The organism is Sphingomonas sp. SP3, assembly GCF_058514305.1.
Map to the genome: position 1 here is coordinate 1,902,950 of NZ_JBZSOE010000001.1, position 16,423 is coordinate 1,919,372.

General features: G+C 58.4%; 16 protein-coding genes. 7 read left to right on the forward strand and 9 right to left on the reverse strand.

From position 1 onward, the window contains the following. Positions 1–37 precede the first annotated feature (37 nt). Complete coding sequence (gene hmgA, locus AC4K8G_RS09860; protein ID WP_491733973.1) at positions 38–1,318, forward strand: homogentisate 1,2-dioxygenase; 1,281 nt, start codon at positions 38–40, stop codon at positions 1,316–1,318. Then, a complete protein-coding gene (gene fahA / locus AC4K8G_RS09865; RefSeq protein WP_491733974.1) occupies positions 1,315–2,574 on the forward strand; it encodes a fumarylacetoacetase in 1,260 nt (419 codons plus the stop codon). Before hmgA ends, fahA begins: the two co-directional genes overlap by 4 nt. On the opposite strand, the gene AC4K8G_RS09870 is transcribed toward fahA, so the two are convergent. Beyond that, positions 2,566–3,519 carry a ketopantoate reductase family protein gene (locus tag AC4K8G_RS09870; RefSeq protein ID WP_491733975.1) on the reverse strand — a complete coding sequence of 318 codons (954 nt, stop codon included), beginning with the start codon at positions 3,517–3,519 and terminating at the stop codon, positions 2,566–2,568. The genes fahA and AC4K8G_RS09870 overlap by 9 nt on opposite strands. Positions 3,520–3,566: 47 nt before the next feature. Here AC4K8G_RS09870 and AC4K8G_RS09875 point away from each other — a divergent pair, with 47 nt between their 5' ends. Next, on the forward strand, positions 3,567–4,268 hold the full coding sequence (locus tag AC4K8G_RS09875; RefSeq protein ID WP_491733976.1) for an MBL fold metallo-hydrolase: 702 nt from the start codon (positions 3,567–3,569) through the stop codon (positions 4,266–4,268). On the opposite strand, the gene AC4K8G_RS09880 is transcribed toward AC4K8G_RS09875, so the two are convergent. After that, positions 4,265–4,675 carry a Cif family virulence factor gene (locus tag AC4K8G_RS09880; RefSeq protein WP_491733977.1) on the reverse strand — a complete coding sequence of 137 codons (411 nt, stop codon included), beginning with the start codon at positions 4,673–4,675 and terminating at the stop codon, positions 4,265–4,267. The two genes, AC4K8G_RS09875 and AC4K8G_RS09880, sit on opposite strands and share 4 nt — an antisense overlap. Before the next feature lie 130 nt (positions 4,676–4,805). Here AC4K8G_RS09880 and AC4K8G_RS09885 point away from each other — a divergent pair, with 130 nt between their 5' ends. Further along, positions 4,806–5,789, forward strand: coding sequence for a cyanophycinase (locus AC4K8G_RS09885; RefSeq protein WP_491733978.1), 984 nt, complete (start codon positions 4,806–4,808; stop codon positions 5,787–5,789). A gap of 317 nt (positions 5,790–6,106) precedes the next feature. On the opposite strand, the gene AC4K8G_RS09890 is transcribed toward AC4K8G_RS09885, so the two are convergent. From AC4K8G_RS09890 to AC4K8G_RS09915, 6 genes are all read right to left on the reverse strand, one after another. Next, positions 6,107–6,460, reverse strand: coding sequence for a hypothetical protein (locus tag AC4K8G_RS09890; protein ID WP_491733979.1), 354 nt, complete (start codon positions 6,458–6,460; stop codon positions 6,107–6,109). A 362-nt stretch (positions 6,461–6,822) separates the two neighbouring features. Beyond that, complete coding sequence (locus AC4K8G_RS09895) at positions 6,823–7,980, reverse strand: site-specific integrase (protein WP_491733980.1); 1,158 nt, start codon at positions 7,978–7,980, stop codon at positions 6,823–6,825. 241 nt (positions 7,981–8,221) lie between these two features. Further along, entirely contained in the window at positions 8,222–9,289 is a 1,068-nt protein-coding gene (locus AC4K8G_RS09900) for a hypothetical protein (RefSeq protein WP_491733981.1), read from the reverse strand. Positions 9,290–9,536: 247 nt separating this feature from the next. Then, on the reverse strand, positions 9,537–9,842 hold the full coding sequence (locus AC4K8G_RS09905) for a hypothetical protein (RefSeq protein WP_491733982.1): 306 nt from the start codon (positions 9,840–9,842) through the stop codon (positions 9,537–9,539). Next, positions 9,842–10,240 (reverse strand): hypothetical protein, encoded by a 399-nt coding sequence (locus tag AC4K8G_RS09910; protein WP_491733983.1) that lies wholly within the window; start codon positions 10,238–10,240, stop codon positions 9,842–9,844. The genes AC4K8G_RS09905 and AC4K8G_RS09910 overlap by 1 nt, the downstream gene beginning before the upstream one ends. A 145-nt stretch (positions 10,241–10,385) precedes the next feature. Further along, positions 10,386–10,799 (reverse strand): hypothetical protein, encoded by a 414-nt coding sequence (locus AC4K8G_RS09915; protein WP_491733984.1) that lies wholly within the window; start codon positions 10,797–10,799, stop codon positions 10,386–10,388. A 233-nt stretch (positions 10,800–11,032) separates the two neighbouring features. On the opposite strand from AC4K8G_RS09915, the gene AC4K8G_RS09920 reads away from it, so the two are divergent. From AC4K8G_RS09920 to AC4K8G_RS09930, 3 genes are all read left to right on the forward strand, one after another. Further along, positions 11,033–11,524, forward strand: coding sequence for a restriction endonuclease (locus AC4K8G_RS09920; RefSeq protein WP_491733985.1), 492 nt, complete (start codon positions 11,033–11,035; stop codon positions 11,522–11,524). Positions 11,525–11,834: 310 nt separating this feature from the next. Then, positions 11,835–13,475 (forward strand): ATP-binding protein, encoded by a 1,641-nt coding sequence (locus tag AC4K8G_RS09925; RefSeq protein ID WP_491733986.1) that lies wholly within the window; start codon positions 11,835–11,837, stop codon positions 13,473–13,475. A 202-nt stretch (positions 13,476–13,677) separates the two neighbouring features. Continuing rightward, complete coding sequence (locus tag AC4K8G_RS09930; RefSeq protein WP_491733987.1) at positions 13,678–14,397, forward strand: hypothetical protein; 720 nt, start codon at positions 13,678–13,680, stop codon at positions 14,395–14,397. On the opposite strand, the gene AC4K8G_RS09935 is transcribed toward AC4K8G_RS09930, so the two are convergent. Beyond that, complete coding sequence (locus AC4K8G_RS09935; RefSeq protein WP_491733988.1) at positions 14,394–16,409, reverse strand: N-6 DNA methylase; 2,016 nt, start codon at positions 16,407–16,409, stop codon at positions 14,394–14,396. The two genes, AC4K8G_RS09930 and AC4K8G_RS09935, sit on opposite strands and share 4 nt — an antisense overlap. Between the last annotated feature and the right edge of the window lie 14 nt (positions 16,410–16,423).

Below are 16,423 nucleotides of genomic sequence, written 5' to 3' on the forward strand. Positions count from 1 at the left end.
TTTGATTGTGCGCGCCTGAAACGATAACCCGCGGCGCATGAACGCGCTTACCTATATGAGCGGCTTCGGCGGCCACTTCGAAACCGAAGCCGTTGATGGAGCGCTGCCCAAGGGCCGCAATTCACCCCAGCGCCCGGCCTTCGGGCTTTACGCAGAGCAGGTCTCGGGAAGCTCTTTCACCTCCCCGAGGCACGAGAACCGCCGCTCGTGGCTTTATCGGATGCGGCCGACCGCGGATCATCGCACGTTCGAGCGGTATGATGGGGCGCCTTTGTTCGCGCCGGGAACGGTGAAGGAGCCCCTGGCGCCGAATCGGTTGCGATGGAATCCGCCCTCGGATCTGCCTGGCGGCAGGGATTTCGTCGACGGGCTGGTGACGATGCTCGCCAACCGCGATCCTGCAGATCTCGAAGGGGTCGCCGTCCATCTCTATCGCGCCTCGAAATCGATGAAGAACCGCGTGTTCGTGGATGCGGACGGCGAGCTGTTGATCCTGCCCCAACAGGGCTCGCTGATCATCTCTACGGAACTGGGTCGGATGGACGTGTCCCCTGGCTCGGTCGCGCTTATCCCGCGCGGCATCAAATTCCGCGTGGAGGTCAACGGTGAAGCTCGCGGCTACGTCGCCGAGAACCACGGTCTTCCGCTGCGTCTGCCGGAGCTCGGACCGATCGGTTCCAATGGCCTGGCCAATCCACGCGATTTCGAATCGCCGGTAGCCTGGTTCGAGGACAAGGATGAGCCGACTGAAGTCATCCAGAAGTCGCTCGGCTCGCTGTGGCGGACCACGCTCGACCATTCTCCGCTTGATGTTGTCGCGTGGCACGGCAATTACGCGCCGTGGCGTTACGACCTGTCGAACTTCAACACGATCGGCACGGTCAGCTACGACCACCCCGATCCATCGATCTTCACAGTGCTAACCAGCCCTAGCGACGTGCCCGGCCGGGCCAACGCCGACTTCGTGATCTTTCCGCCGCGCTGGATGGTCGCGGAAGACACGTTCCGCCCGCCGTGGTTCCACCGCAACGTGATGAGTGAGGCGATGGGGCTGATCTCCGGGGCGTACGATGCCAAAGCGGACGGCTTCGCCCCCGGCGGGTTGTCGCTTCACAATTTGATGAGTGGGCACGGCCCCGACCTCGACAGTTGGAAAAAGGCGAGCGAGGCAGCCCTCAAGCCGACCAAGATCGAAGGCACGATGGCTTTCATGGTCGAGACCTGCTGGCCCTACCGTCCCACCCAATTCGCCCTCGATCGAGCCCAGCCTGATTACGATCAAGCGTGGGCCGGTTTCCCCAAGGCCAAGTTGCCGTGAGCGGCTGCTGGGTCGACAGTGCGGAAGGCAGCGACTTTCCCATCGAGAACCTGCCGCTCGGCATTTTTTCGGTTGGGCAACGTCGCCGAAAGGCGGGGGTCGCGATCGGTGATTACGTGCTCGACCTTGAAGGGATCTCCGATCTTCTCGACGAGGATTGGCGTGAAGATCTGTCGCGACCCGTTTTGAACGGCTGGTTGGCCCGCGGACAGGCGGCCCAGCAAATGCTCCGCGAGCGGCTGCAGGAGCTGTTCACCGACGAGCGCTATCGCGACGATGTCGAGCCCCAGCTGGTCGGCCAAACCGAGGCCCGAATGCATGTGCCGTGCCTCATCGGCGACTACACCGACTTCTACGTCGGCATCCATCACGCGACCAACGTCGGCAAGCAGTTCCGTCCCGACAATCCGCTCCTGCCCAACTATAAATATGTGCCGATCGGCTATCACGGCCGCGCAAGCTCGGTGCGAGCGTCCGGCGAGCCGGTGATCCGGCCTAGCGGGCAACGCAAGGCGCCTGACGCCGACGCTCCCGAATATGGGCCAAGCCGGCGTCTCGATTATGAACTCGAGCTCGGCATCTGGGTGGGGCGGGGCAACGAGCTTGGATCGCCGATTCCGATCGGCGAAGCGGCGGAGCATATCGCCGGCTATTGCTTGCTCAACGATTGGTCGGCGCGCGATCTGCAGGCCTGGGAATATCAGCCACTGGGCCCGTTTCTCGCCAAGAACTTCCTGACGAGCGTGAGTGCATGGATCATCAGCCCTCAGGCGTTGACGCCGTTCCGGAAACCCATGCCGGCGCGACCAAGCGGCGATCCGGAGCCACTTCCGTACCTCGACGATCCTGCTGATCGTCAAAGTGGCGGGGTTGCCATCCAGCTTGAGGTGACTTTGACCACCGCGCAGATGCGCAACGCCGGCGCTGTTCCGCACGTGCTTTCGCGCGGGTCGGCCGACGCCGCGATGTACTGGAGCGCGGCGCAAATCATCACCCACCACAGCGCTAACGGCTGCAACCTGCAACCCGGCGACCTGATCGGGACTGGAACCTTATCGACGGCCAGCGCTACCGGCCTCGGGTCGCTGCTCGAGATCAGCCATGGGGGCAAGGAGCCGATCGAGCTATCGACGGGTGAAAAGCGCAGCTTCCTGGAAGACGGCGACGAAGTGACGTTGAAGGCCTGGTGCGAGGCCGAAGGCGCCGCCCGGATTGGTTTCGGCGAATGCGTCGGGCGGGTCGAAGCGTCAGCCTAAACCGAGGCTTTCAGCCATCAGCCGGGTGACTCGGTAGAGCCGGTCTAGCGCCGGCGTCGCAATGCCATGCCGCGCGGCAATCTCGCGCGGCGCGCCAACCAGCGCCTCCAGCTCGATCGGCCGCCCGGCCTCGACATCCTGCAGCATCGATGTCTTGAACGCGCCAAGCCGCGCTGTGACCTTCATCCGGTCCTCGCCACTCTCGCTGATCGGGCAGCCGATCGCCGCAGCGATCTGGGCGAGCTCGGCCATGCCTTCGAGCATCCAGGCGCGGCACTCAGCATCCGCAAGGATCTTGTCCGCCGTCGCGCGTGTGAGCGCCGACAGCGGGTTGATCGTCGCATTGCCCCATAATTTGTACCAGATGGCTTTGCGGACATTGTTGCTAAGGTCAGGTCGAAGCCCTGCCTTGTCGAAGGTCGCGAATAGCCGCGCGGTCCGCTCGCTCGGTTGGCCGTCGGGCTCGCCGATGATGAGCCTGTCGGCGTGATTGACCTCAATGCGATTGGGCGCCGAACGCGAGCAAGACACGTGCACCACGCACCCCACCACCTGTTCCAGCGGGATTGAGGCGGCGATTGCGCCGTCAGGGTCGACCGAGGCCAATGGCTGTCCCTCGACAAACCACCAGGGCACGCCGTTCAGCGCGGGCATGACCATCGTCTCGGGCCCAATCAGCGGCTTGAGTTCCGAAGCAAGTGCAGGAAGCGCTGGCGCCTTGACGGCAATGATCAGGAGGTCCTGCTTGCCAATAGCGGTCGCATTATCCCCGGCCGTTACCGGCGCGACCAGTTCCTCGCCCCGCTCATCGATCCGAATGCCCTCTGCTCGGGCAAGCTGAAGCGTATCGCCGCGTGCGAGGATGCTGACATTCTCGCCTGCGATGGCGAGCTTGGCCGCGATCCATCCGCCGATCGCGCCGGCGCCGACGATGCAAATGTTCATGGGGTCGCGGATGGGCTAGAACGCGGTAGTCGGGCAAGGGGCTGCCAATGATCTTCCGTCAATTGTTCGAGCCGCAATCATCGGCCTTCACCTATTTGATTGCATGCGAGGACACCCGGGAGGCGATCTTGATCGACCCGGTGCTGGAGACAGTGGATCGTGACCTTGCGCTCCTTCAGGAGCTTGGCGTGACGCTCAAATTTACAATCGAGACCCACATCCACGCCGACCATGTGACCGGCGCCTCACGATTGCGGGACGCGACGGGCTGCCGGTGCGCACTTCCCGCCAAGAGCAAAGCCGAGAATGTCGACGTCGCGGTGGGCGAAGGCGAGCCGATCCGGTTCGGGGGATTATCACTCAAGCCGTTGTACACGCCCGGGCATACCGACGATCACCACGCTTATTTGCTGGAGACCGACGATGGCGCGCGCATCTTCACCGGCGATGCTTTGATGATCGACGGCTGCGGCCGCACCGACTTCCAGAATGGCGATTCAGCGACACTGTACCGTTCGGTTCACGAGAAAATCTTCGCGCTTGCCGACGACACGTTGGTCTATCCCGGCCATGACTATCAGGGGCGCCGGGTTAGCAGCGTTGCACAGGAGAAAGCCCGCAATCCACGGCTCGGCGGTGGAAAGACGCTCGAGGAGTTCGTCGCGATCATGACCGCGCTCAACCTACCCCATCCGAAAATGATGGACGTAGCGGTCCCGGCCAACCGCGAATGTGGCGAGGTCGACTAGCGCTCGTTGTCCCAGATCATGTGGATGATGCGCCAACCTTGGTCCGGGTCTTTGAACAACTGGATCGAATTGATGCCGCGGCGCTCCGGCGGTTCTTCGTCGGGCGTTCGCCGCGCCTCATAATGGCTCCAGACGTGCGCCATGTTGCCGAACCGGTCGATGCGCCGCTTTGTCTCGACCTCGTAGAAGTCGTTTTCGGCGAAGAAGGGGGTGGTGTTTGCCGAATATTCGTCCAGCGTCATGCTGAGCTTTTGCGGCCGCCCTCGCTCGTCGATCCAGGTCCGCACTTGGCGCGCTTCAGGCAGGAAGCACTTGGCTTGGCGCGACCAATCGCGCGGCCCCTTGGGCCCAGAGATCATCGCGTACATTTCGTCGATTGCGGCGCCGATCTCGGCTTCGTCGTTCATTCCAGTCCCCCTTGTGAGCGTGATGGGCCTTTAGCCGTGAGCGCTCGCGGCCGCGGCAATTTTTCGACCAACGATCTCGCCATTGGCCCCGAAGTCGACATAACGGACCCCTCTCGCCGGGGATGAGCACATGAAGTTATGCACTACGATCCTTCTTGCGATTCTGGCGTTTGCGATGCCGGCGGCAGCTCACGCTGGGACCGAACGCGGCTATTCATATTACGAAATCGGCGACCTCCATGCCCCTCGTCCCGCGGCCACCCATGCAGGGCTCCTTCTGGCCGGCGGTGGAGATTGGCCCACGGACGCTTTCCGCTGTTTCGCTCGTAAAGCGGGCGGCGGGCATCTCGTCATTCTTGCGGCATCAGGCGGCGCGGAGCGCGGTGAGGAAGTGTACCGCGATGTGGGTGGATTGGTTTCGGTGCAGACCATCATCTTCACCAACCGGCGCGCATCATTCGATCCGCGCGTCCTAGCCGTCTTGGCCAGCGCGGATGGCATATTCATCGCAGGCGGCGACCAGGCCAACTATGTCCGCTTTTGGAAGGGAACGCCCGTCGCACGGGCGATCGATCGAAAGATCGCCATCGGAAAGCCGGTTGGCGGCACCAGCGCCGGCCTCGCGATCCTCGGCCACGCTGGATACGGCGCGATGGATGGGGGGAGCATTGAATCGCCGGCCGCGCTTGCCGACCCGCTGGGTCCAGCCGTGACCATTGTCCGTGATTTCCTGCACATGCCGTTTCTGAAGCATGTGGTGACCGATACGCATTTCTCGGCCCGCAACAGGCTTGGCCGGCTGATTGCCTTCGTCGCCCAAGTACGGGCGACGAGCGATCGCCGCGCCGTAGGCCTAGGTATCGACGAAGATTCGGCTCTCTGCGTGGAGGCTGACGGCTCCGGGCGCTTCTATACGCGCAACAAGGGCTTCGCTTGGCTGGTCGAACCAGCTGGCGTCCCCAAGCTCAAAAAGGCCAAGCCGCTCAACTATCCTTCGATCCGGATCACCCGCATGGATCCGAACAGTCGCATTGATCTCAAATCGCTGAAGGTGACCAATCCGGCGTCATCGATCGTCGTATCGGTCGATCGAGGGCGGCTGAGCGGCATTTAGCAGCGGGTTGTCGGGGCGGAAGGCAGGGTGGTGCCGCTTGCGTGACTCGAACACGCGACCCCATCATTACGAAGGGTACCAGAGAAAACCGAAATTTCGTATGTGTAGAAGCAGTTTAGGCGCGTTTTGGCTATCGTCGTGAGCGGCTCCCAACGCTTTCCCAAACTGCGCTGAGTTCCGGACTGGCTGCGTACCTAACGAACGCGCTTTGGCTGGACGATTTAGCAAGAAGTGACCTCCGGCGATCCCACAAAGCCCGAGCAGCAAACGCCGGCTGAATTGCCTGAGCCTAATGTCTGCTCGAAATGGAAAGGGACCTACTCATTGCTGGGTGGAGAAGCCTCGACGCGCCCGAACTGCCGCTCGATTTCCCGTCGGATAGCGTCCTTTACTGCAGGACGGACCGCTCCTTCGACTTCGTGAGCACGCCGGCCCCCGTCCTCATAAGCAAAACGATACAAGACGCAGGCGACATCAATCTCCTTCCGCGCTTCGGCGGTCCCGCCATGCTTCCGAATATATGCAGCTTTCGCTGCCTCGATGCTGGCATCATCCCGCTGCGGTTGCGGGAAAGGATTGTCCCTGCAGACAGTGTAGAGATCTACCGCCTTGAAGACATCGGATTCAGATGGCGCAGCGCCCACGGCTGCGGCAATCAGTAGTGCGATCATTGGTCCCCCTGTTCGATCCAATTCCTAGTGCTCGCAGAAATCCCTGCAAGCGTGAGTGGACGCATGTCGTCGCAGGTCCGCGATGGGTCGAAAAAAACAAAAATCGCCGCCGGACGGAGCACCCATATGCTCAGCCCAGCGGCGATGTGAAAAGAGGTTAGATCGTGGAAACGATTCTAAGCCTCGGTCAATTCAACGTCGAAATAGTCTTTGATGCCCTTGCCTTTCGTGAGGAGGTTTCGGCACGGCCTTGCAGCGAACTGACCGCTCCTCCCTCACAGGCAGACGGTGCCAACTTGCACTGTGGCGAGCTCCGCAGTGCTGGCAGACCAATGTTTCGACCCCTTCTTGAAACGCCATGGCTACGCGGCTCCAATCATTTTAGCCGCGCCAGCTTCGACAGCTGCAATCAGCGTTTCATTGGCAAGATGGCTGTAGCGCATCGTCGATTGGTGATCGGCGTGCCCCAGGACCCTGCCCACCGCGTAGAGGTCGATTCCAGCGTTGATCATGAACGACGCAGCGGAATGCCGTAGGTCGTGAATGCAAACGTCAGACACTCCTGCCTCTTCCCTGACCGTGTCCCAAGGGTGCTTGATGCAATTGTAGGGTTTCGCGGTCTTGGGATTGGGGACAAGGTACGGGCACTTCTCGAACCTGGGCAGTTTCTCGATCACGTCGATCGCCGCCTGCGATAGTGGAACGTGTCGCGCCTTGCCGGTCTTCGACAGGGGGATAAGCCATTCTCGCCGCTCCAGGTTGACGTGCTTCCATTGGGCATGGAGCAGCTCGGACTTACGAGCGCCGGTGAACAGCAGCAGCTGGATGATCGCCTTCAATTGCCTGTTGCGCGATCTCTCGGCCGTCTTGAGGAGTCGCTGAACCTCCTCGGCTGTCAGATATCGAGTCCGGGCATTGTTGAACTTGCGACGCGGTAATCCTCGCACTGGATTGCGGTCGCCACCTGGAATGTTCCACTGCCGAGCCAGCTCGAACGACCGACTGAACACGACACGGATCTTCTCGACCGTCGCAGGTTTCAGCCCTTCGTGAGCCTTCTCGGCAAACCACTTGGCGATGTCTTGAGGCTTGATCTCGGTCAGGCGCAACCTGCCCCAACGTGGCACGATGTGCTTGCGAATGTTCACCTCCGTCGAACCGTAGCTTTTCTGATACGTCTTGGCGTGAGCAAGGTGCTGATCGGCCAGCTCCTTGTAGGTTGGGATGGCTTTCCGCTCCTCCTTTTGCGCTGCCGGATTGCCGCCTAGCACGACTTCAGAACGCAACCGTTTCGCTGACTTTTTCGCCTGATCGAAGTTGATATCCTCGAACCGGCCGATCTTGTGTTGACGCTGAACGCCGCTCTCATCGGTGTAGCGTAGTGCGTAGGTCTTCCCGCCGGAAGCGCGGCACTCCAGCACAAAGCCGTTGATCGTAGTATCCCAGTAATCGAGCTTCTTTTTGCCCTCTGGGCAGTATGCGAGCTGCACGAACGCAGCATCGAGCTTTCGCTTGGGCATGTCTGCCTCTCCTTGTGAAAGATGATTGGATTGAGGCCCACCAGACGCGGGCTTGGAATGGGGAGACGCGGGTACCGGGAGCGCCGGAATTCGCGGCTGTTGACGAGTGGGCGGCACCCTGAGGGTGCATCGCGAGCACCCAAGGGGTCTATTGCTGGCCTCTGCCCCTCAGCGCGAACCGGAATGCTGGAATCCTGGAACGCTGGAATCCTGGAACGCTGAGGGGCCGCCGTTCCCGGGCTTAGAATTCCAGCGCTTTCGGCTCGCTCAAATCCAGCAGCTGATAAACGTGCTTGCCGTGGTAGCCTCTGTGGTATTTCCAGCGGTGCTTGAAGCGATCCTCACCCGTATACTTTTCGATGACGTCAGAAGCGGTGTGACGGCCGACCCCCGTGCGTGCTGACACAGCTCGTGCGAGTTCCATCTTTCCGAGTTCGTCGTCACGTTCGAGGCAATCGACGACGGCCGCGATGATGTCAGCATCCTTGGTCTGCTCCGCTTCACTACGGGCACGCAGCAATTCGTCATCTCCTACCAAACGCACGGACGACACCATGTCGGCATAGGAAGTGGACGGCTCGATGGAGTATGAATACGCCACCTGAGGCGCCACATCCCCACGGCGTTTGATACAATCGAATTGCACAACTCGCTCGTTCGCCGTGGAACGGGAAACGACTTCCATGATCGTGTATCCACAATCGAAGTCATCGAGGATGTCACTGGTGCCGGCGTAAATTGGCCGGCCGTCCTTGTCCGTGCGCTTGTTTGTGTGGGCGAGCCCGATGAACGTCCCGCCTTTCATGGCAAACCGGCGAGCCACGTCAGCGAACTTGCTGCTCTCGCCCTTGTCCATGAGGGACACGGACTTCTTCAGAGTATCCAGGATGATGGTCTTCTGCCGAGCAGTACCATCCTCGGCCATTTCCAGCATGATCTCTGGCAGCATCCTAGCTTCGAAACCTTTGAAGCCAGGCGCAAGGACGTTTACACCGTATCCCTCGAACAGTTTGATCTTTTCAAGAACGCCACTGGGAGTGTCGTCAGCGGCGACGTAGTAGGTTCCGGCCGCCCAAAGCCTTATGTTCTCGATGGCCTCCTTCATGAGCGCCATGCAGATCAACGTCTTGCCCGTGTTGGGCTTGGCGTACCAAACGGTAGTCTGCCCTTTGAGACACACGTCCCCCAGTAGGGGTTTCTGGTCCTGAGCGATGCGTTGCAGTTCTTCGTAGGAATCGGAAAGGCTGAATTGGCGAAGCCGATCCGTGATTGAGCTAACCCCGCAAGGGGCTGCGTTCGTCTCTGTCATTGTAGTCATTACCCTAGTGCTGAGCCCCTTTGGGACTCTAAGTGGACTGAACCTGAGGTCCGCACTTGCGGGTAGACAACGGAGGCGGAGTGACCGCCCAAGGCCGCATAATCGACTCGTCGTTGGATCGGGAGGTTCAACTACCCGCCTGAGTCGAGGCCGCGATATTGGGGACACGGCTTCGGCCGTCAAGCGCCAGCCCGTTGCCATTGGGCCACACTGCGCAGCTTTCCAGTTTTCCAGTCCCTCAGTGGTCCGGGCTCGGAGGCGGCAACAGGCTCGGCGAGTCCGTCCGGCTGCCGTCCTCTTGCGCCGCCGGGCGACGCATCAAGGTAATGACACCGAGGAAACCCATTAGGGCCAGCACGGCGATCGTATGCGTCTGAAGCACAGCGCTAAACAGCAACAGTGCGACCAAGCCAAGCGTTTCGGCCGGGCGGAAGAACACGCCCCAAAGCAGACTCAACGTAACCAGGATGAAGAGGGCGACAACAGCCGCCCTCAACACCGCCAACGCCAAGCACACGCCGATGACGATAAGAAGCCAGCGCATCAGGCTGCTTCCGCGTAGGTTCGGCAAAGTGCACGCAGCTCTGGATCGACCCCTTCATTGTCCTCAACGAAGAGTACAAAGGCGAACCCGTCATTGCCCACCGTGAAGATCAGCTCGAACCAGCCCTCATGGTGCTCGAGCCAGTCCCAAGAGGGCTCAAAGCCCGTGGCGCGGAAGCGCCGGTTATCGAGTGGGTTGACCAAAGGGGAGAAAGCCACCTCCTCTTGGATGGCTTCCTCGGTATCACCGGATTGCACGATAAGCAGATGAGTCAGGTCGAGCAGATCTGTTGTGGTCCAGTCGTGCACCCGATCCGCGAGAAGCTGCTGTAAGGCCGGTTCGATAGCGGCAGTCGTCGGGGCCGCCGCGATTGCGGCAGCGTCGTGAAGTGACAGCATGGGTATTCCTTTCAGGCATGAAAAAGGCGCCCGCAGGCGCCCGTGGGAGCCGCTCAGCTGCGGCCGGATGGGTGAGGTTGTGAGCCGTTTCCGATGTCTGGGTTACGCCGGTGGCATCACATTAAGTGAACGGGTTCGTTTGCGATCACGGCTGGCGGGCCGCTTGGGCGTGTTCGGAGCCGTGCTCTTGACACAGACTCAGGAGCTCAGGAGCGACTCCTTGCGTTTTCGGGACGATAACCACGTGGCCGAAGCCGCTATCATCCATGATGTAGACAAACTCGAAGCAGAAGCCGTGGTCCTCGATCCACTCCCAGCCAGGGGTGAAATCCGTGTCCCCTAAGCGGCTGCCGTCAACGGGGTTCTGGAAAACTGAAAAGCCGATCGTTCGCTCAAGGTCCGCTAGCGTGTCGCTCGGTTGCACAATGGCGAAGTGAACTTGATCGGTAATGTCGCCGCCCAACTGGTCACGGCGAAGTCTTAGCAGACGTTTCAACTGGTCGTTGATTGGCGAATTGAGGGCGCACGTCAGCGCCTCTCCATCGGCGATGGAAAGCATCTTGACCTCCAGTGTCTGGTTTAGCTCCCGGCAGTCGGAAGGAAGCTCACGCAAGCTTCATATAAGATGCCCGCTTTTTCGCGTGTCGGCTTGCCCAGCAGCGAATGAATGGCCGTAATGTGCTCGTGGCAGGCTAAGGTATGAGCGCAGACGTTAATTGCGGCGTTTGGTAAAGTGCCGCTTCATTCACGTGCCAGATCAGCGCCGACAGGGGTTCAATGTGTGATGTTTGAATGACAAATACTCCAACAGTCTGGGTGGTTCGGGCTGGGCCCAGAGCGCAGGCGCTTCAGAGCTTTCTAGATAACGGCCACGTCGCGTTGAGTCTGCCGCAGCTCGGCGACCTGTCGCGTATTCCGGCGTCCCGCGCTGCTTTCCAACTGCATTACCTGGAGGCTCTGAACATCCCCAGCGAACGACGCCTAGCCGCGAAAATGAGTGCATCCCAATTCTTCAGATTTGTGCACGAGCTTGGGGTTGGGGACTTTGTGATTGTTCCTAGTAGGGGAGGAAAATATCTGCATATCGGTAAGTCGATCGGTGCGTATAACTTTGCTGCACATGAAGAAACGTTCGTCCACATTAAACCTGTGCAGTGGTTAGGAAGAATTGACGCACGCGAGCTTTCCCAAGGTGCTCGGTACGAACTGGGCGCTCCTCGATCACTCTACAAAGTCAATTCTCACTCCAAAGAGATCGTGCGGCAACTGCTGGCGGACGTGTGAGACAACCAAAGTACTGAGGGGGCAATCCGCAAACCTTGAGCGGTTTTAGCTTGCCGATGATCGACGTTTGAAGTGCCTTACGCCTCAAGTCGCATCAGATTTCGAGCGTCGAGGTCAGACAGCACATTGAAATGATCATGTGTTTAACCCAACGCGACCGGCCCGCCGTGAGTTTGCAAGTCGCTCCGCGGCCTAGCCCAAGGGAAGAGCCTAAGTTCGCCAATCGCGTGTTGCGCGCGAGATTCGGTGTGCAGTACTGTTTGTCACGAACGGGAGCCGGCTGTCCGCTCTTGAGGGGGGAGACGTAAGCGTGCCAACTGGACTCAAGCCCAGGGTGAATGAAGCTCGGGAATTCCTCGAGATTGCGAAAGACTTCAAGGACCCCAAGGAGATAATCCGGGAGGCACTAAGTAACTCATGGGACGCTGGCGCGACCAAGGTGAAAATGAGCTTTGACCTTGTGCAGGTGCCAGGAACGCGAAGGAAGAAAACACGCGTCACAATTGAAGACGACGGCAATGGCATGTCCACTGTTCACCGACCGTCAGTGGGCTCCAGCGAGATAGAGGGCTTCTTCAATCTCGGCGACTCAGCGAAGGGAAGCGGCGCTATCGGATCTAAGGGCCACGGAACGAAGATATTTTATAAGAGTGGCGGCATACATGTGGAAACCTACAGCAACGGCAAGCTCGTAATAGCCCGTACTGAGGCTGACCCGTGGATTTCTCTTCGTCAGGGCGTCGTGCCGACATTCGGCTACGAGGAAACTGACGCCGATGGACGTGGTACGAAGATTGTCGTGGACGGTTTCGAAGCGAAACAGTCGGAGTTCGCATCACTCGATGAGCTCACAACTTACATAAAATGGTATTCTGTCGCTGGCTCCTTCGGCAACTACTTTGACGTAAAGCGTAGAATGGATGTGGAAATTAAGACCCCGCATGGGGGCAACATCCAAATGCCGTTTGGATTCAACTTTCCAGAAGAGATGACAGATATATCGGGCGGTACGGGAGGGATTTGCAAGCTATTTGGCCCGACGACTCTCCAGGCGGGGACTACATCAGACGGTGATTTGATAGAGGTACAGGTTGTGGGTGCACTGCTTGGCGAGGACAACAGGTCGTTTGTGCCCCACACATATGAAAACATGGGGCTGTGGCTGGCGAAAGACTACATCAGGATAGAGAGGAACAACTCTGTTCTAGAAAAGGCTTTTAAGGGACAGTACTATTACAGGAACTTTCTTATATTTGCCAACTGCCAACAATTCGATCTAACAGCTAATAGAAATAACGTTAGAACTTCCGGTGAAGAATACGATGTTGCTTTAGATGCGATCCAGGAATGGTGCTCCAAGCTTTATAACGATCCGTTCACGCAGGGTTATTTCGCTGCCAAAAAGGAAGAGGATGACGCCGCTAGAAGGTCCAGAGAAGAAGCTGTTCGCAAAATAAAGGAGCAAAAGAACCTTTCTATCCGTGATCAACGCATAAACACATATAAGGGACGTCCTGACTTGCCTCCTAACAACGTGGCAGGTGCCCCTAGAAAAGAGCCTCAGAGCGAAGCTGAGACTGCCTTGCTACTTCAAGCTATGATCTCGTCCGGTCACCCTGCGATAGACTTTGTGATCGGCGATTACTCGACATCTCGAGGAGTAGACCTCCTAGTCGAAATGCAAGACAAGGGGTTTACCAGCTTCAAATGGGTCGAAATTGTATCGAAACTCGAAAATCTGTTTAAGTGGTCTCATCATCCCGATGGCTATCACGCTATAGTGTGTTACGAACTGGGCCAGGTTGCAGAAGAGCAAAAGTTCACCGACGGACGAGTGGCAAAGCTAAGCAAGAAATCGCCTGGGCGATACTCGTTAGTCTCGGACAGGGACACATTCGAGGTCTACGTTTTGCGTGAAATCTTGTGGTCGGAGAAAAGCGGCGGAAGCTAAGGCGGTCGGACGTTCACCGTAGATCGACGCTTTGCTGTTCAGTTTCGCATGACCGGCTGGTCCGTAAACTTGAGTGCTTAGTTGCGTCCAGTAAGCCTGAAAGAAAGCGCAGAATTGCGCTGATCCTGCTGCTTTTTATCGATAACTTGACCGGCAGTGAGCGCTACCGCATGGTTCTGTCACTGGCACTGCGGAGGGTTGCATGGAAGCCGCTGACAAGAGACTGCAAGAGTTTGTAGGCCTGGGGGAAAAAGCAGATAACCTGGACGTTGCAGATGTTCGGCGTCTGATGGAGCTGTCACGCCATCTCTTTCGTACGCTCAATCGCGAGGCTGGTATTTCTGATGTCGTGACTACGGCCCTGCTGACGAAGTTCCACGACGCGGGCAGACGTTCACCGCCAACCGCCGCCTTTTCCCAGATCGTTCCTGGCCGACCACAGAGCGGTGCTGATGGGAACCGCACGAAAAGATGGTTGCTCGATGCCGCGCACAAGTTCTACGCGGACGAGATTCCGGCCACCCTCGTGGAAATCAAATACATACTGGAAACGCTCTCGATGGACGGAGCGCCTGCCTTCCCAGACGGTACGGTCCAAAATGTTTTCGATTGGCTCACTGGCCACCCGATCCAGCCGGGCGCGTACAGAGATCCGATCCAGTTGGTGCCCATCTCTTTCGCGGCATTCTGCCAGGATAGAAGGCTTATCCAATCAGGACACATCTTTCCGCTGGACCGCGGGGGTCGTCATGAGCCCGCCAACGCCTTCCTCATGTTAGCGAGGAGCAATCAGCTGCAAGGAAACAACACCCTCCCCGAGATGCTAGACCTCATGAAATCAATAGTAGAACGTCATGCTGCTGAACCGGATTACGTCAGGCAGATTTCTCCCGACGTGCACGTTCGAGACAAAGCCGCTTAGCCGTCAAACAGCTGATCTACTTGGCTTACGCACGACTTGAATGCTTCCATTGCGCGCGCTCGCTCTTTTTCGGCTTTCATCATAGTGCGTCCGACCTCTTCTAATACGCTCGCTTCCGTCGGAATGGGAACCGGTAGGTCTGCGACATACTCCGGCGTAATCTCATCGATGACGGAGCCGAACACGCCGCGGCGCAGGTAATCCTGACCGTAGGCGCTGGCCAGGACCGCGTAGAGATAGCCAGGGGGCGCTCGTTCAGCATCAGGAATAATGCGGATTACGTGCTCGGATATCGCGATCCCGTCCCACACTTCCGGAACGGTGGAGACGATTCCTGTTGTTCCGCTTCGGGTGACAAGAATCCAGCCCGCCTTCACCCGCAACTTGTGTAGCTGGCGATCGTCAGAGCTCAGCCATTTTCGACCAGTTGAAAGGAACTCCGTGATCCCTGCACCGCCCATGAACTGAACTGCGCCTTCCGCGTCGGCGGAAACGTAGTTCCGTTTAAAACGAGTGGGAAAGAAGACGTCCTCGACAAGATCCCCCAACCGTTTGAACGTTAGTCCACTGGAGTTAGCTTGGGCGTGAGCGGCGTTGCGGCCAAGATAGTAGGCGGCATTTAGATTTCTTAGGTCCGATGCTAAAACGTCTTCGACGGACATCGTAAAGCTGCGGGTATGCGCCGAGCTTGGCGAATGCCCGGTTCTGAACACTGCGAGTGCCGAAGCGACTTCATCGAAATCGGTCAGAATTTCGTTTGATGGCAATCCATCCGAAGATTTCCGATAAATAGCGTTGCCACGACGATCATGGCCGATGTGCTGCGGAACCGACATAAAGATGGGCTCATCACGGGCCTCGGAAACGTCGCTGAGCGGTTCTGCACGCCGCTTCAGAAGCACTAACGCGCCCTTTGTGCCAGTGTGCGGCTGGAATGTGTCGGCAGGCAAGTCGATCACAGCCTGCACTTCCGCTTGCCGAATGAGCCACTCTCGAATTGGCAAAGCCTGGGGGCCAGACAATATTTGATATGGGACAACTATTGCGACACGTCCGATACCTGGCGCAAGCAGTCGAAGGTTCTGCTCCAAAAATAGCGTGTCGGGAGCTTGGGGGTAGACACGACGGTTCGTGAGACCGTCACGAGGGGATAAGCCGGCAAGCTCGTAATGCTGCAGGATCTCCGGGTCCTTAATCGTGATTTTTGTTCCAAATGGAGGGTTTGTAGCTGCGCATCGATGCTTACCGAGTTCGATTCCTGCGGGCAAAGCTCCAAAGTGCAGGTGCAAACTGTCACCGACGCGGACAACGCTTCGAACGTCATTTCCGAAACGTGCCCGAATGGTCGAATTGGCCGCCTCTGCGGCATCGGGATCAACTTCCACGCCGACGAAAGACTTGGCGACCAGTGCCGCTACGGATGTGCACTCCTCCTTGTCAGCCCGCTCCTCTAGATGAGCCATTCCAGCGAGTAGAAAACCTCCTGTCCCGGCACAGATGTCCACGAGATCGTCGCCCGCGAATGGATCGAATTCGAGAAGTTTCATCGCAAGATGGGTCACCTGCGGGTCGGTAAAAAACTGCCCACCCTTTTCCTTGGCAAATTGAGATCGAATGATTTCGAAAATGTCTCCGAGGAGGTCGTGATTTGGGTCTGAAAAGCGCAGGTCACCGATGTGCGCGATACAGAAGGCAATGTCGTAATCTGAGAGTTTGATCTCTCTGTCACCCGAGTACATCTCCCAGTCCTCGGCCATTTCCTTGAAACAGGCGCGCAGCCTTTGAGAAAGTTCTGCGATCACTTCTCGGGCGCGAAGAGCACGAGCAGGATTGCGTGCCGCCTCGGGGAAAGCTGGACCCGCGCTCTTTTGTTCAAGATACAAACATGCGTGCGCTAGCTTTCCGAATTCGTATGCGATCGCAGCGGGAGTTTTAACAGGCGCGTTTGCATATAGATGATCGTAAATCTTTCCGATGCGCCCCTGAACCGGAGCGTTTTGCGCTACTGCCAAACCGAAACCTCCCT

Coding starts and splice junctions, on each gene's coding strand:
- AC4K8G_RS09875 (WP_491733976.1), top strand. CDS start 3,567: ATGATCTTCCGTCAATTGTTCGAGCCGCAATCATCGGCCTTCACCTAT.
- AC4K8G_RS09885 (WP_491733978.1), top strand. CDS start 4,806: ATGAAGTTATGCACTACGATCCTTCTTGCGATTCTGGCGTTTGCGATG.
- AC4K8G_RS09910 (WP_491733983.1), bottom strand. CDS start 10,240: ATGCTGTCACTTCACGACGCTGCCGCAATCGCGGCGGCCCCGACGACT.
- AC4K8G_RS09870 (WP_491733975.1), bottom strand. CDS start 3,519: ATGAACATTTGCATCGTCGGCGCCGGCGCGATCGGCGGATGGATCGCG.
- AC4K8G_RS09890 (WP_491733979.1), bottom strand. CDS start 6,460: ATGATCGCACTACTGATTGCCGCAGCCGTGGGCGCTGCGCCATCTGAA.
- AC4K8G_RS09915 (WP_491733984.1), bottom strand. CDS start 10,799: ATGCTTTCCATCGCCGATGGAGAGGCGCTGACGTGCGCCCTCAATTCG.
- hmgA (WP_491733973.1), top strand. CDS start 38: ATGAACGCGCTTACCTATATGAGCGGCTTCGGCGGCCACTTCGAAACC.
- AC4K8G_RS09920 (WP_491733985.1), top strand. CDS start 11,033: ATGACAAATACTCCAACAGTCTGGGTGGTTCGGGCTGGGCCCAGAGCG.
- AC4K8G_RS09905 (WP_491733982.1), bottom strand. CDS start 9,842: ATGCGCTGGCTTCTTATCGTCATCGGCGTGTGCTTGGCGTTGGCGGTG.
- AC4K8G_RS09880 (WP_491733977.1), bottom strand. CDS start 4,675: ATGAACGACGAAGCCGAGATCGGCGCCGCAATCGACGAAATGTACGCG.
- AC4K8G_RS09930 (WP_491733987.1), top strand. CDS start 13,678: ATGGAAGCCGCTGACAAGAGACTGCAAGAGTTTGTAGGCCTGGGGGAA.
- AC4K8G_RS09895 (WP_491733980.1), bottom strand. CDS start 7,980: ATGCCCAAGCGAAAGCTCGATGCTGCGTTCGTGCAGCTCGCATACTGC.
- AC4K8G_RS09900 (WP_491733981.1), bottom strand. CDS start 9,289: ATGACAGAGACGAACGCAGCCCCTTGCGGGGTTAGCTCAATCACGGAT.